The organism is Suttonella sp. (genome assembly GCF_056855035.1).
This window is the reverse complement of the sequence record NZ_JBXGGR010000033.1, coordinates 1-12449: the sequence shown is the minus strand read 5'-3', so window position 1 is coordinate 12449 and position 12449 is coordinate 1. Positions and strand designations below refer to the sequence as shown.

The window sequence follows — 12449 nt, the reverse complement described above, 5'->3', positions numbered from 1 at the left end:
GTTCCTTAAGTTCACTCTGATGGCGATAGATTTCCTGACGAAAGATGTTGTACCAATGATTGATGGTATTGCGATTAAAACCGGTCAGCAAAGCGGTTTTTGAGGCTTCAATATCGGCACAAAAGTGCCGAATAATTTTTTGAGATGATATGTACTTAATTTACTGTTGTATCTTATTTTTCTAGTTTAACAGAATGATTCTGCTAGTCTAGAGCCTTCTCATTTATTATAGTTTCTTCAGATTAAAATGAGACAATAAAGAACGCATCCCAAATCGCTTGCCAAGTCTATTTTTCCCTACGCCGCTTGCGCACTATACATTCGCCCTCAAGCGGCGTATAAAGGCAGCTTGCATAATTCAGAGAACAGGCGATGTTAAAAATTGTAAGCACCTTAATGCCCATGTTTATGGTGATAGCCTTGGGCTATGTTTTAGCGGCAAGCAGATTTATCAATGCCGAGCATTTGCAGGGATTTGGGCGCTTAGTCATAGCGGTGGCACTGCCGATGATGATTTTCAAAACATTATCTTCTTATTCATTAAGCGAAATTTTTATCGCGCCCTATTTATTCGGCTACGGCGCGGCGACGCTCTGCGTCTTCGCTCTAAGCGCGGGGCTTGCCCTATGGCGCAGGCAGACCACTGTCGGGGCTTTGGTAAATGGCATGGCAAGTACTTATTCAAACAGCGTTTTTGTCGGTTATCCCTTGGGCTTGGCGGTCTTGGGCAGCGGACCAGCAGGGATTTATTTATCGCTGAATGTCTTGATTGAAATGATGCTCTTGGTGCCGCTGTTTCTGTCTTTGATGGAATATGTGCAAGCCGCGCAGGTGGGCGGAAAATCGAAGCTCTTTCCTTTGTTTATCAATATTTTGAAAAAACCGCTGATATTAGCTTTATTGCTGGGACTACTTTTTTCCGCTTGCCGCTGGCAATTGCCTTTGCCGGTATTCAAAGCGATTGAGATTTTGGCGGGCGCTGCCTCGCCTTTGGCGCTGCTGATTATCGGCGGCAGCTTATATGGTCTGCGTTTGCAAGGCAGTGTGCCCGATATTATTCAGATTACCGCGGTAAAAATTCTGCTGATACCGCTGGCTTGTGCAGGATTTGTCGCTTTATTCGGCGGCAGCCGCGAAATGATTTTCGCCGGCGCCTTATTGGGTGGTCTGCCTTTGGCAAACGCCGGCGCGATTTTATGCCAGCAATACGGACATATGAACCGCGGTACGGCATCCATGCTGCTGTCCACGATATTTTCCACCCTGACTTTGTCGCTGATTTTTATGCTCTATAACACTTAAATTTCCATCAATATTCTGCAATAGAGCAAGACACCGCTTGATTTTTCCGAGGAAAAGACAGGATTTTTAATAGTCTGCATAAAATAAGTATTTCATATGTTATGCAAGCAATGATAAAATTTCCGCCAAAAGTTTCAACAGAAATTTTTTATTCTGTCTTTCGGTATAAGGAAAAGAAATGAAAAAACGTTTGTTATTGGCGGCGCTTGCTTTGTGCGCCGGTCTGGCTTGGGCGGAGATTGAGTTGACCGACACTAAAGGGCGGACAGTCAAGCTGAATGCGGTGCCGGAGCGGGTGGCGCTTGGATTTTATTATGAAGATTATTTGGCGGTTACGGGAAAAGAGGGCTTGGACAAGGTGGTTGCTTTGTCGCGCTACACGTGGAAGGATTGGCGGCCTAATCAATATGCTCTCTATGAACAGGCTTTGCCGCGTTTAAAAGATATTCCGGATATGGGCAGCACCGATAATGACAGTTTTTCAGTGGAAAAATTGATTGCCGCAGAGCCCGATGTGCTGATTGTCGCGGCATGGAATTTTGATGCTTTGGGCGAGGTGGCGCATACGATTGAAGCGGCGGGCATTCCGATTGTGGTTTTGGATTACAATGCGCAAACGGTTGAAAAACATGTGCAATCGACCTTGGTTTTGGGCAAACTGATGGGACGGGAGTTGCGCGCGCAAGCCTTGGCGGATAATTATCAGGCGGCGATGGAAGCGGTCATGGCGCGGGTGGAAAAAGCGTCATCGCAGCCGAAAGTCTATGTCGAATTGGCGCAAAACGGTGCGGAGCAATACGGCAATTCTTACGGCAATACGCTATGGGGTGCTTTGGTGACGCAGTTGGGCGGCGAGAATATTGCGGTAAAAGAAATCAGTAATTGGGGACCTTTGAATCCCGAATATATTTTGACGCAAGAGCCTGAAGTCATTTTCTTGGCGGGTTCGGAATGGAAAAATAAGCCGCAGTCGGTGGCGGTGGGCTTCGGTGCGCAGGCGGATGTTTTGAAAACACGTATGCAGGCCTATATGCAGCGCCCGGGCTGGGCGGATTTGCCAGCCGTGAAAAACCGCCGCGTGCATGCGATTTATCACGGCGGTACGCGTACTTTGTCCGACTATGTTTATGCGCAATATATCGCCAAGCAGTTACATCCTGATTTGTTTGAAGATATCGACCCTGCGCAAAATCTGCGCGATTACTATGCCAAATGGCTGCCGATTGCCGCCGACGGTATTTTTATGTGGCAATATCAGCCTTAAGGATAGCGATTGAATACCGCGATTGTTCATGCGCATACGCAGGCGCAGCGCCGTTCCCTGCTATATTTACTTTTGGCATTGGTGCTGCTCTTATTTTTGATGGGCTTGGATTTATTGACCGGGCCTGCGGGTTTGTCATTCGACAGTTTATGGTCGGCATTATGGGCAGGCCCGAAGGGAATTGCAGCCGATGGCAGCAATCGTAAAATCATTACCATCTTATGGCAGGTACGCCTGCCGCCGACCCTTATGGGGACTTTGGTCGGTTTGAGCTTGGGCTTGGCAGGACTGCAAATGCAGACGATTTTAGACAATCCGCTTGCCAGCCCGTTTACGCTCGGCTTTTCCGCCGCCGCGGGATTCGGTGCGGCATTGGCGATTATGTTCGGCGGCTTTCTTGCTGTGCCGGCGTTTATTCTCGTGCCGAGCGCGGCATTTGTCATGACGCTTTTTGCCTGCGGCTTGATTTATGTGCTTGCCATGCTGCGCAGCGCCGCGCCGGAAGTGTTGGTGCTGGGCGGTATTGCGGTTTTATTCTTTTTCCAATCGATTCAATCCTTATTGCAATATCTTGCTTCGCCTGAAGTCTTGCAGCAGATTGTGTTTTGGTTATTCGGCAGTTTGCTGAAATCCAGCTGGACAAGTATTACCGTGCTGACAGCGGTCTTGCTGCTGTGCCTGCCGTGGATTGCGCGCGATACATGGGCATTGACGACTTTGCGCTTGGGCGAGGCGAATGCGCAAAGTCTTGGCGTGGCGGTAGAGCAATTGCGCCGCCGCAGCTTTGTGATTGTCGCCTTATTAACCGCTGCTGCCGTGGCTTTTGTCGGCACTATCGGTTTTGTCGGCTTGGTCGCGCCGCATATTGCGCGTGCTTTGGTCGGCGAAGACCATCGCTTTTCTTTGCCCATGTCGGCAATGGTTGGGGCGATTATTTTGATCGGCGCATCGGTTCTGGGTAAATGGATTTCGCCTGCGGCGGTTATCCCCGTCGGGATTATTACCGCTGTGGCGGGCGTGCCGATGCTGTTTTTGATTATTTTGCGCCGCAGAGGGAGAAACGCCTGATGTTAGTCTTGGACAATGTCTGTGTTGCGGTAGGCAGGCAGCCGATTATCGACCGTCTGTCTCTGCAATTAAACGCCGCCGAGATGGTCGGCTTGATTGGCCCGAACGGTGCCGGTAAATCGACTTTATTGCATGCGATTGCAAATCTGCGTGCCTTCAGCGGTAGGATTACTTGGCAGGAGCGCCCGATTCGTATTGCGGAAATCGGCTTTATGCCGCAGCAATGCCATGTGAAAGCGCAGCTGAGCGTGCTGGATACCTTATTATTAGGTTGTCATGAAAAATTAGGTTTGCGCGTACAATCCGAACTGGTCGAGCGCGCGATTAATATGCTGGAGTCTTTTCATATCAGTCATTTGCATCAGTGCCCGATAAATCGCCTTTCAGGCGGACAGCAGCAATTAGTGCTATTGGCGCAGCGGCTGTTGCGCCAGCCGCAATTATTATTGCTTGATGAAGCCACCAGCGCCTTAGATATCCGACATCAAATGACGGTCTGCGAATGTTTGCAAAGCTATGTGCAAAGCAGCGGTGCTTTAGTCATCATGGCAGTACATGATTTAAGCCTTGCCGCGCAATTTATGCAGCGCGTGGCTCTGCTTTCGCAGGGGCGATTAGCTGCCAGCGGCGCTTTTGCCGAAGTGCTGACGGAGCAAAGTCTGCGCCAAGTCTATGGCATTGAAGCGGAAATTCTGCGCAGCAGCAGCGGGCGCATTGCCGTTGTGCCTATCGCGCCGGTGCAGCGGTCGTGTGCCGAAGGTGCTTAGGTATTTTTCTGGGCAGATTTTGCGCTAACCGCCAATAAAGCGCCGCTAATCACAATGGCGGCGCCGCAGTAGGCAAGTCCGTTTAATTCGGGGGCGGCGATGAGTTGCGGAGCGATACGGTGCAGGATTTCGGTGGCGATGATGGTGATGAGCGGCACCATGGTCAGGGTGGCGGAGACTTTGCTGATTTGCCAAATGCGGATGGCTTCGGCAAAGGCGCCGTAGGCAATCGGGGTGTTGAGGCAGCAAAAGAGGAGCAATGCCCAATGGTGCGTTTGCAGACGCGAGAAGGCTGTCCAGTCGATGAAGGCAATGCCGGCTAAGGCGCAGCCCAGATAGATGAGGGCTAGGATTTGCGTATTGCCCATGGCGCGGTTTAATTGTTTTTGCACCAAGCTGTACACGACCCAGACGGCGGAGGCAATCAGGCTTAGGAGTATGCCGATGAGCTCGTTGCGCATGTCTTTGCTCAAGAGATGTGGCAATTCGCGGTTAAAGAATAGGAGAATGCCGCTAAAGAGCAGTAGGGCGGCGATGATTTGGTGGCGGTTGATGCTTTCTTTATAGACGATGATGCCGGCGAACATGAGCAGAAAGGGTTGCAGTTGCGCCAATACTTGCGCGGCAGAGGGGTTGAGATAGAGCAGGACTGTGCTGAAAAGAAAGAAATTGCCGAATAATCCCATGATGCCGAGTAGTAGCAGGAAGAGGCGGCGCGTTTGCAGGATACTTGCCGCTGCCGGCAGTTCTCGACAATAGCTTAATAAGGCGAATAAAAACAAGGCGGCAAAGGCAAAACGCGTGGTAACTAGGGTTTGCGGGTTCATGAGGCGCAAAAGCGGCTGCGCCGCCATCGGTAGAAAGCCCCACATCAATGCCGTGATGCTTGCCATCAATAATCCTTTGCCTGCGTTCATGAATCTGTTCCTTGCTTGATGAAAAAAGCACCTTTAAGGTGCTTGAGTGTGTAATTTGCCTTGATGCAGATAGTAGCAGGCATCGGTTTGGCGGGCGATGTTGAGGTCGTGGGTGACTAAAATCATCGCGCCGTTTTGTTCGCGAATCAGCGATTGCATGAGGGCGAAGACGCTGTCGGCATTGTCGCTGTCCAAATTGCCGGTGGGTTCGTCGGCGAGCAGGCAGCGCGGCTGGCTGACAAGTGCGCGGGCAATGGCGGCACGTTGGCGTTCGCCGCCCGAGAGTTCGGCGGGTTTGTGCCGCATTCTGGCGGAAAGTCCGACTTTTTCCAGCCACAGCGCGGCTTCGCGCATGGCTTGGCTGTCGCTGATGCCGCGAATTCGTAGCGGCATGGCGACGTTTTCCTGCGCGCTGAATTCCGCCAAGAGGTGATGGAATTGATAGACAAAGCCCATGTAGCGGTTGCGCATTTTGCTGCGGCGGTTGTGCTGGGTTTTGCCGGCTTGCACAAAAGGCTCGCTGCAAAGGCTGATGTTGCCGCTGTCGGGGCTGTCCAGACCGGCAAGCAGATGCAGAAGGGTGGATTTGCCCGAGCCAGATGCGCCGACGATGGAGACGCTTTGTCCCTGTGCAATGCTGAGGTCGATACCTTTTAAGATGCTGAGGTTTTCGCCTTTGCTGCGGTATGTGAAGTGCAGGTTTTCTGCTTGCAGCACAATTTGGTTCATGCTTATTCCTCTGCTTATTCTTGGGATAGGGCGCGGGCGGGTTCGGTACGCGCGGCAATAATGGCGGGAATGACGGAAAAGAGCAGGGTCATGATGAGGGTAATCGCGCTGATGCTGATGACCACCGCTGGCTCGATTTTCGCGCTGAGCTGTTCGACGAAATACAGTTGCGGCGGAATTTCATATCCTGTCATTTTCTGTAATACATCCATGAGATAGGGTACGTTAAGAGCAATCACAATGCCCAGGCTGACGCCTAAGACCGTGCCGATGCTGCCGAAAATCATGCCTTGCGAGATAAAGATTTGCGCGATTTGTCCGCGCGTCATGCCCATGGTGCGCAAGATGGCGATATCGCGGCGTTTTTCGGTAACGACCATATACATAGAAGAGAGCAGTCCGAATGCCGCCACCATCACAATCAGGCATAGGATGATGAACATGGCGTTTTTTTCCATTTGCACGGCATTGAAATAGACCGCTTGGTCGAGCGACCAATCGCTGGCATACACATCGGGCGGCAGCAGGCTTTGCAGATGTTTGCGGATTTCGGGCGCCTGCATGGCATCGCCGATTTTTATTTGGTAGCCGCTGGCGCCGGCAGGCAATTGCAAGAGGGTTGCGGCATCGGCTTCATGTAGCATCACATATTGATGGTCGTATTGATAATGTCCGCTTTCAAAAGCGCCGACATAGGTAAAGCGTTTGAGGCGCGGCATCAGTCCGGCGGCGGAAGCATTGGCTTTGGGCACAATAATCGTGATTTTGTCGCCAGGGAAAACGCCTAATTGATTTGCTAAGCCTTTGCCTAAAATAATATTCCATGAGCCGGCTTGCAAGGCATTGCGGGCTTGCTCGGGAATGCGGGTAAAGGTTTCCGATACTTTGCCTTCTTCTTCGGGATTCAGTCCGTGCAGCAAAATGCCTTGATAGGAATTGCCCATGCCGATTAGCCCCTGTCCTTCCACATAAGGGGCATAGGCTTGAATGCGCGCATCTTGGCGCAGATATTGGGCGGCATCAAATTCGGGGGCAATGGTTTCGCTAAAGCGCGGTCGCAGAGAGACTTGCGCGGTCATGGCGAGGAGCTTGTCGCGCACATCGCTGACCACGCCGTTCATCACCGACAGTACCACAATCAAAGCGGCGATGCCGATAGTGATGCCGATGACGGCTAAAATCGCATTGAGCCCGATGAAATTGCTGCCGCGGCGCGCATAGCTGTAGCGCAGCCCGATTTTGCTGGGAAGAATGGACATATTAATCGGCAAGCAGCGCGTCTAATTTGCCCTGCGCGTCGAGTGCGTATAAATCATCGCAGCCGCCTATGTGCGTGCTGCCGATAAAGATTTGCGGCACGGTGCTGCGTCCGCCGGCGCGGGCGATCATTTCTTCGCGGCGCTCGGGGAATTTGCTGATATTGATGCTTTCCACTACTGCGCCTTTGTCGTCGAGCAATTCGGCGGCGCGTTGGCAATAAGGGCAGGTGGGCTTCATGTACATGAGTATGTTTTTCATAAGAATCCTTGTTGATTTAGACTAGGGGGAGATTTTCCGCTTTCCAGCCGTCGATGCCGGATTTGAGCTGATAGACGTTGCTAAAGCCTTGCGCAGTTAAGAGATTGGCTTGCTGACGGCTGCTCAAGCCGCTTTGGCAATACACGATAATCGGCTTGTCTTTGGCAAGATTAAGGCTTTGCGCATAATCGGCGAATTTATCGGCGCCGACGTGTTTGGCACCGGCAATATGTCCGGCTTTGTATTCGGCGGCGGTGCGCGTATCCAACAGCAAAGCGCCGTTATTGATGAAAGCGCTGGCGGCAATATTGCTTAATTGCTGTCCGCCCTTGCCGCGGTTATTGAATTCATAAAAGGCGATGGCTGCCAAGACGATGAATAACAGAAGAAAAAGCAGCCAGTTGGCGGCAAAAAATTGCGAAAAAGACATCGCGCTCCCTCGAAAAAGCAAAAGACTAATTATACGGCTTGACCGCGCAGAATTAAACCTATAGTCAAAGAATTGAAAAAGTATTACGGCGTTGGCTTGCCTTGCCGTACGCTCTTGTACTGTCTGCGGCTCGCCGCCTTGTACTATAGTCAAAGAAATGAAAAAGTGGCACAGCAATGCTGCTAAGAGGTAGCGCAGAGAGTACGGCGAGATGTGTTTAAACTGTAACTCTTTTTGAATTTCTTAACTATACTTTTCACTTCTCCGACTATATACGCCCGAAAAGCCCCCGCTTTGCGTATTGCCATAGTGAAATGCGGACTAAGCGCGGCTTTCTGCTATATTGCGCCTTTTTTAAAGAGAGATAAAACATGAATCGACAACAAGGACGCGCTTCTATTTCCGCCATTTTGCTGATAGTGATTTTAGGCGCGGTGGGTTTGGCGTTTATAACGGGCGTGCCTGCCTATAATAAATTGCAGCGTTTGGACGAAGGCGTGAAAGCTGCTTGGTCGGACGTGGTCAATCAATATCAGCGTCGTGCCGATTTGGTGCCGAATTTGGTGGAAGTGGCGAAAGGCTATGCCGCGCATGAGGAATCGGTCTTTACGCAGGTAACCGAGGCGCGCAGCCGCGTCAGCAGCATGAATGTGAATGTCGGCGATTTGGATGCCAATGCTTTGCAGCAGTTCCAAGCGGCGCAGGCGCAATTAAGCGGCGCTTTGTCGCGTTTGATTGCGGTATCGGAAAACTATCCCGAATTAAAAGCCAGCGAAGTCTTCCAGAATCTGCAAGTGCAGTTGGAAGGCACGGAAAACCGCATCGCCACTGCGCGCAGCGACTATATCAATACCGTGCGCGAGTTTAACAGCAGCGTGCGCCAATTCCCGACCAATCTGATTGCCGGTTTCGCCGGACTGAGCGCCAAGCCGAATTTCAGCGTGGAAAACGAAGCGCAAATTTCGACCGCACCTAAAGTGAGCTTCGGACAATAAAATGAGCGCAAGACTTCTGCCGCGCCTCTCTTATCTGCTCGCCGCTTTCTGCTTGTTCTGCTGTGCGCCGCTGTGGGCGGTTCCTGCCGAGCAATTGAGGCTTGACCGTCCTGTAATTGATCAAGCGCAATTATTGGATGCGGCAAGTGTGGCGCGGATTGAAAACCGCCTCTATGCCCTGCGCGATCAAGCATTGGTGCAGGCGGCGGTGGTCATTGTCGATAGCACCGACGGCGTGGAAGCCTTTGATTATGCCTTGAGTTTGGCACGGAGCTGGCAATTGGGCGATGCGCAGGCGAATAACGGGCTGCTGTTTTTAGTCGCGCTGCAAGACCGCCGCTTTTTCATTCTGACGGGCAGGGGAATTGAAGGCGCCTTGCCCGATGTCTCAGTGGCACGGATTCAGCGCAATGAATTAGTGCCTGCTTTCCGCCAAGGGCAATATGTGCAAGGTATTGAAAATACGCTTGATGCACTAATTACGCAGCTGGAAGCCGACCCCGATACGCGCGCGCAAATGATTGCGGCGGATAAAAAAGCCGACAGCGGCGAGCCTTTGGAACAAGTGCTGCCTGCCGCGATGATGATTTTTGTGCTGTGTTTTCCTCTTGCCATGCTCTTGGGTAAATTTGTTAGCGGCTTGCTGGGCGGCGCGGCGGTGGCGGGCGTGAGCTATTTCATCTTCAGCTTGGGCGCACTGTCCTTTGTCTTCGGTTTCTTTTTCTTTGTTATCTTTTTATTTTTCTTTGGCGCACAAGGCGCTTCGGGCGGCAGCCGACCGATTATTATCAGTGGCGGCAGCGGCGGTTTTTCGGGTGGCAATTTTGGCGGCGGACGCAGCTACGGCGGTGGCGGCGGCGGTTTTTCAGGCGGCGGAGCAGGAGGTTCATGGTGAATACGCAAACAGTTGGCAGCAAAGTAAAACGTGCTTTATCGCATTTGATCACCACCCCTTTTCAATCGCGCTGGCTGAATGTCGCCGCCTTGGCGCGGCTTGAAGCGGCGATTGCCCTTGCCGAGCGTGGTCATCGCGGCGAAATCCGTCTGTGCATCGAACGCAGCCTGCCTTTTACGCAAAGTTTTCATCTGCGTATCCGTCAGCGTGCCGAAGACATGTTCGCCCATCTGCGGATTTGGGACACGGCGGAACGCAACGGCATTTTGATTTATCTGAATTTGGCGGAACACCGCTTGGAAATCGTTGCCGATCAAGGCTTAAATACCGTGATTAATGAAAAAGAATGGCAGGTTCTGGCGGATGCGGCAGTTGCGAAACTCTACGCCAAAGAAAGAATCGAAGCACTGGAAGCCTTGCTGGAAGGCGTGGGCAATCTGCTGCGCGAACGCATGCCCTCGGAAGACGACCCCAACGGCAACGAATTGCCTAATCAAGTCCTTCTGCGCTAAGCTGCGCCTTTTAGCTTTAGGAGACACTCATGCCAGCCGTTCAAGCCTATGCGCGCTATCAAAGTATCCGCCATCGCCTGCCACAAGTGCGCCGCGCCGCGCCTGCCCTTGCCGTCAGCGGCTTAGAAGAAATCGCCGAACAATTCGATGTCTTTTTATTTGATGCCTACGGCGTCTTAAACGTAGGCAGCAGCGCAATTGCCGGCACGGCGGAAGTCGTTGCCGCCCTGCAAGCGCAAGGCAAAGAATGCTTTGTCGTCTCAAACGCCGCCGGCTTTGAAAAAAACTTCTATCTCGGCAAATACTCGGGCTTAGGCTATGATTTTGCGCTGGAAAACATCGTTACCAGCCGCGACGCCCTCTTGGAAGCCTTGGCGGAATACCCGCGTCAACTCACTTGGGGCAGAATCGGCGCGGCAGAACATCAAACAGACCTTGCCGATTATCAAATAATCGACCAAGATGCGCCGCAATTCCTGCAAGCCGACGGCTTCTTATTCTTCTCGCCGCACCGCTGGAATGCCGAACGCCAAGCCGCATTGGAAGCTACGCTTATCAATCATCCGCGCCCCGTCTTACTCGGCAATCCCGATCTCATCGCGCCTCTTGGCAAAACATCGTCTATCGAAGCAGGTACATACGCCTTATTCTTCCCTGATGCCGTGCATGAGAAAACCCGCGTTTTCGGCAAACCTTTCCCCGCCATTTACGACATCGTGGTAAAACGCCTCGCCGCGCGCGGCATCGCCTTTCAGTCCGAACGCTGCCTGATGCTGGGCGACACCCTGCATACCGATATTTTAGGCGGTAATGCCTATGGCATTAAAACCGCGCTTTTATACGGACACGGCTTTTTCAAAGACCTTGATTACCGCCACTACATCGCCGATAGCGGCATCACGCCTGATTTCGTTATGGCACAAGTGGGGAAATCCTAAGGCTAGCCTAGCTGCCGCCATTATTGGCGGCAGGTCGTGCAAGCCGAATTTAATGGATACAGCAAATAAAAAGCCGAGCATATTAATGCTCGGCTTTTTTTGTTTGGCGATTGAATAATCGATAAAACGATAGCGGGAAAATATTCCTTTTTAAGATGGGGAAGTAAGGCACAGCCCACGACTCGAACGTGGATCATGCTGGGGTCAGCAACCTTTACCGGTAGGAAATTACTGTACCTTACTTGCCTTAACTATAACAAAAAGATAATTCAATACCAATATATAGGGTTTATTTTCGGAAAATCGATGAGAATTCTTGAATGTCTTGATTTCTTATGAGAGCAGCCGGCAGTAAGCGTAAAGCTGGTCTTAATCCCCGATGTGTGGGGCGGTTGTTCCAACTGACTGCCTGTTTTTTCTCCTTGCTTTTCAAATGGTTGAAAGGCGCTTTAGCTAAATTTCTTTTTTGCCAAAAGGAGTTTTTCATGCTGTCGAGTTTTCAATGACTTAGCTTTGTGTCGGAAGAACGTTGAGGCGCGCTATTTTAAAGGCTGTTTGCGCGCCATTCAAGGGTTTTGGCGTTGTTTTTATGCTTGTTTAATAGAAAAATAATACACATTGTTGTCGGCTTCCTTATGTTAGGTGTACACGGCGGTTGTTGTCGCTTTGTTTGTTTCTATTTTCAATGATTGCATATAGGGCAGTTTAATGCCCGATTTATGAGATGCGCCCATCACTTTTGCCAATTTATGCACGAATGCGCTTATTTGAATTGATTATTTTTAGCGATGAATGTTAGGCGGATGTTGTCATAAATCCAGTTGAAAATCAAAGCATAGACCATAACCGAGAGCGTTATGCCCACATCTGCCAAAAAGGCTTGCCAGAGGCTTAAGTGAAGTAGGTATGCCATGAGGGGAATGGTAAATATAACCAACAAACCTTGAAAAAATACCAATCATCCCCATATCTCCATCCCCATATCTCCATCACCATTCACTAATCACTACTTCAAATGGCTTATTCACTAGAAATCAGACAAAAAGCCTTGGCTTATTATGGGCAGATTCAAGTATGAAGTGCAACGCGCCCAAAGCTAGCTTTAACCTCCAAT

The 12449-nt window shown here is 51.0% G+C and carries 14 protein-coding genes; 8 read left to right on the top strand and 6 right to left on the bottom strand.

Annotated features, from left to right (window positions below; translation table 11 throughout):
- Positions 1–372 precede the first annotated feature (372 nt).
- From ACJHVI_RS02960 to ACJHVI_RS02945, 4 genes are all read left to right on the top strand, one after another.
- Complete coding sequence (locus ACJHVI_RS02960; RefSeq protein ID WP_483183137.1) at positions 373–1302, top strand: AEC family transporter; 930 nt, start codon at positions 373–375, stop codon at positions 1300–1302.
- A 178-nt stretch (positions 1303–1480) separates the two neighbouring features.
- A complete protein-coding gene (locus tag ACJHVI_RS02955) occupies positions 1481–2566 on the top strand; it encodes an ABC transporter substrate-binding protein (RefSeq protein WP_483183136.1) in 1086 nt (361 codons plus the stop codon).
- 9 nt (positions 2567–2575) lie between these two features.
- A complete protein-coding gene (locus ACJHVI_RS02950) occupies positions 2576–3634 on the top strand; it encodes a FecCD family ABC transporter permease (RefSeq protein ID WP_483183135.1) in 1059 nt (352 codons plus the stop codon).
- On the top strand, positions 3634–4401 hold the full coding sequence (locus ACJHVI_RS02945; RefSeq protein WP_483183134.1) for an ABC transporter ATP-binding protein: 768 nt from the start codon (positions 3634–3636) through the stop codon (positions 4399–4401). The genes ACJHVI_RS02950 and ACJHVI_RS02945 overlap by 1 nt, the downstream gene beginning before the upstream one ends.
- Here the strand turns inward: ACJHVI_RS02945 and ACJHVI_RS02940 are convergent.
- The 5 genes from ACJHVI_RS02940 to ACJHVI_RS02920 are packed head-to-tail and all read right to left on the bottom strand — an operon-like array spanning position 4398 to position 7995.
- A complete protein-coding gene (locus ACJHVI_RS02940; RefSeq protein ID WP_483183133.1) occupies positions 4398–5318 on the bottom strand; it encodes a DMT family transporter in 921 nt (306 codons plus the stop codon). The two genes, ACJHVI_RS02945 and ACJHVI_RS02940, sit on opposite strands and share 4 nt — an antisense overlap.
- Before the next feature lie 33 nt (positions 5319–5351).
- The gene (locus ACJHVI_RS02935) at positions 5352–6047 is read right to left on the bottom strand and encodes an ABC transporter ATP-binding protein (protein ID WP_483183132.1); all 696 of its coding nucleotides are present in this window, start codon (positions 6045–6047) and stop codon (positions 5352–5354) included.
- 14 nt (positions 6048–6061) lie between these two features.
- On the bottom strand, positions 6062–7306 hold the full coding sequence (locus ACJHVI_RS02930; protein WP_483183131.1) for a lipoprotein-releasing ABC transporter permease subunit: 1245 nt from the start codon (positions 7304–7306) through the stop codon (positions 6062–6064).
- 1 nt (position 7307) lies between these two features.
- Positions 7308–7565 (bottom strand): glutaredoxin 3, encoded by a 258-nt coding sequence (gene grxC / locus ACJHVI_RS02925; RefSeq protein WP_483183130.1) that lies wholly within the window; start codon positions 7563–7565, stop codon positions 7308–7310.
- Between the two features lie 16 nt (positions 7566–7581).
- Entirely contained in the window at positions 7582–7995 is a 414-nt protein-coding gene (locus ACJHVI_RS02920) for a rhodanese-like domain-containing protein (RefSeq protein ID WP_483183129.1), read from the bottom strand.
- A 371-nt stretch (positions 7996–8366) separates the two neighbouring features.
- On the opposite strand from ACJHVI_RS02920, the gene ACJHVI_RS02915 reads away from it, so the two are divergent.
- The 4 genes from ACJHVI_RS02915 to ACJHVI_RS02900 are packed head-to-tail and all read left to right on the top strand — an operon-like array spanning position 8367 to position 11335.
- The gene (locus ACJHVI_RS02915) at positions 8367–8990 is read left to right on the top strand and encodes a LemA family protein (RefSeq protein WP_483183128.1); all 624 of its coding nucleotides are present in this window, start codon (positions 8367–8369) and stop codon (positions 8988–8990) included.
- A 1-nt stretch (position 8991) separates the two neighbouring features.
- Complete coding sequence (locus ACJHVI_RS02910; RefSeq protein ID WP_483183127.1) at positions 8992–9885, top strand: TPM domain-containing protein; 894 nt, start codon at positions 8992–8994, stop codon at positions 9883–9885.
- Entirely contained in the window at positions 9879–10397 is a 519-nt protein-coding gene (locus ACJHVI_RS02905) for a TPM domain-containing protein (RefSeq protein ID WP_483183126.1), read from the top strand. The genes ACJHVI_RS02910 and ACJHVI_RS02905 overlap by 7 nt, the downstream gene beginning before the upstream one ends.
- 29 nt (positions 10398–10426) lie before the next feature.
- The gene (locus ACJHVI_RS02900) at positions 10427–11335 is read left to right on the top strand and encodes an HAD-IIA family hydrolase (RefSeq protein ID WP_483183124.1); all 909 of its coding nucleotides are present in this window, start codon (positions 10427–10429) and stop codon (positions 11333–11335) included.
- A gap of 763 nt (positions 11336–12098) precedes the next feature.
- Here ACJHVI_RS02900 and ACJHVI_RS02895 read toward each other — a convergent pair.
- On the bottom strand, positions 12099–12293 hold the full coding sequence (locus ACJHVI_RS02895; RefSeq protein WP_483183123.1) for a chlorhexidine efflux transporter: 195 nt from the start codon (positions 12291–12293) through the stop codon (positions 12099–12101).
- Between the last annotated feature and the right edge of the window lie 156 nt (positions 12294–12449).

Coding starts and splice junctions, on each gene's coding strand:
- ACJHVI_RS02920 (WP_483183129.1), bottom strand. CDS start 7,995: ATGTCTTTTTCGCAATTTTTTGCCGCCAACTGGCTGCTTTTTCTTCTG.
- ACJHVI_RS02940 (WP_483183133.1), bottom strand. CDS start 5,318: ATGAACGCAGGCAAAGGATTATTGATGGCAAGCATCACGGCATTGATG.
- ACJHVI_RS02930 (WP_483183131.1), bottom strand. CDS start 7,306: ATGTCCATTCTTCCCAGCAAAATCGGGCTGCGCTACAGCTATGCGCGC.
- ACJHVI_RS02945 (WP_483183134.1), top strand. CDS start 3,634: ATGTTAGTCTTGGACAATGTCTGTGTTGCGGTAGGCAGGCAGCCGATT.
- ACJHVI_RS02905 (WP_483183126.1), top strand. CDS start 9,879: ATGGTGAATACGCAAACAGTTGGCAGCAAAGTAAAACGTGCTTTATCG.
- ACJHVI_RS02935 (WP_483183132.1), bottom strand. CDS start 6,047: ATGAACCAAATTGTGCTGCAAGCAGAAAACCTGCACTTCACATACCGC.
- ACJHVI_RS02900 (WP_483183124.1), top strand. CDS start 10,427: ATGCCAGCCGTTCAAGCCTATGCGCGCTATCAAAGTATCCGCCATCGC.
- ACJHVI_RS02955 (WP_483183136.1), top strand. CDS start 1,481: ATGAAAAAACGTTTGTTATTGGCGGCGCTTGCTTTGTGCGCCGGTCTG.
- grxC (WP_483183130.1), bottom strand. CDS start 7,565: ATGAAAAACATACTCATGTACATGAAGCCCACCTGCCCTTATTGCCAA.
- ACJHVI_RS02915 (WP_483183128.1), top strand. CDS start 8,367: ATGAATCGACAACAAGGACGCGCTTCTATTTCCGCCATTTTGCTGATA.
- ACJHVI_RS02910 (WP_483183127.1), top strand. CDS start 8,992: ATGAGCGCAAGACTTCTGCCGCGCCTCTCTTATCTGCTCGCCGCTTTC.
- ACJHVI_RS02960 (WP_483183137.1), top strand. CDS start 373: ATGTTAAAAATTGTAAGCACCTTAATGCCCATGTTTATGGTGATAGCC.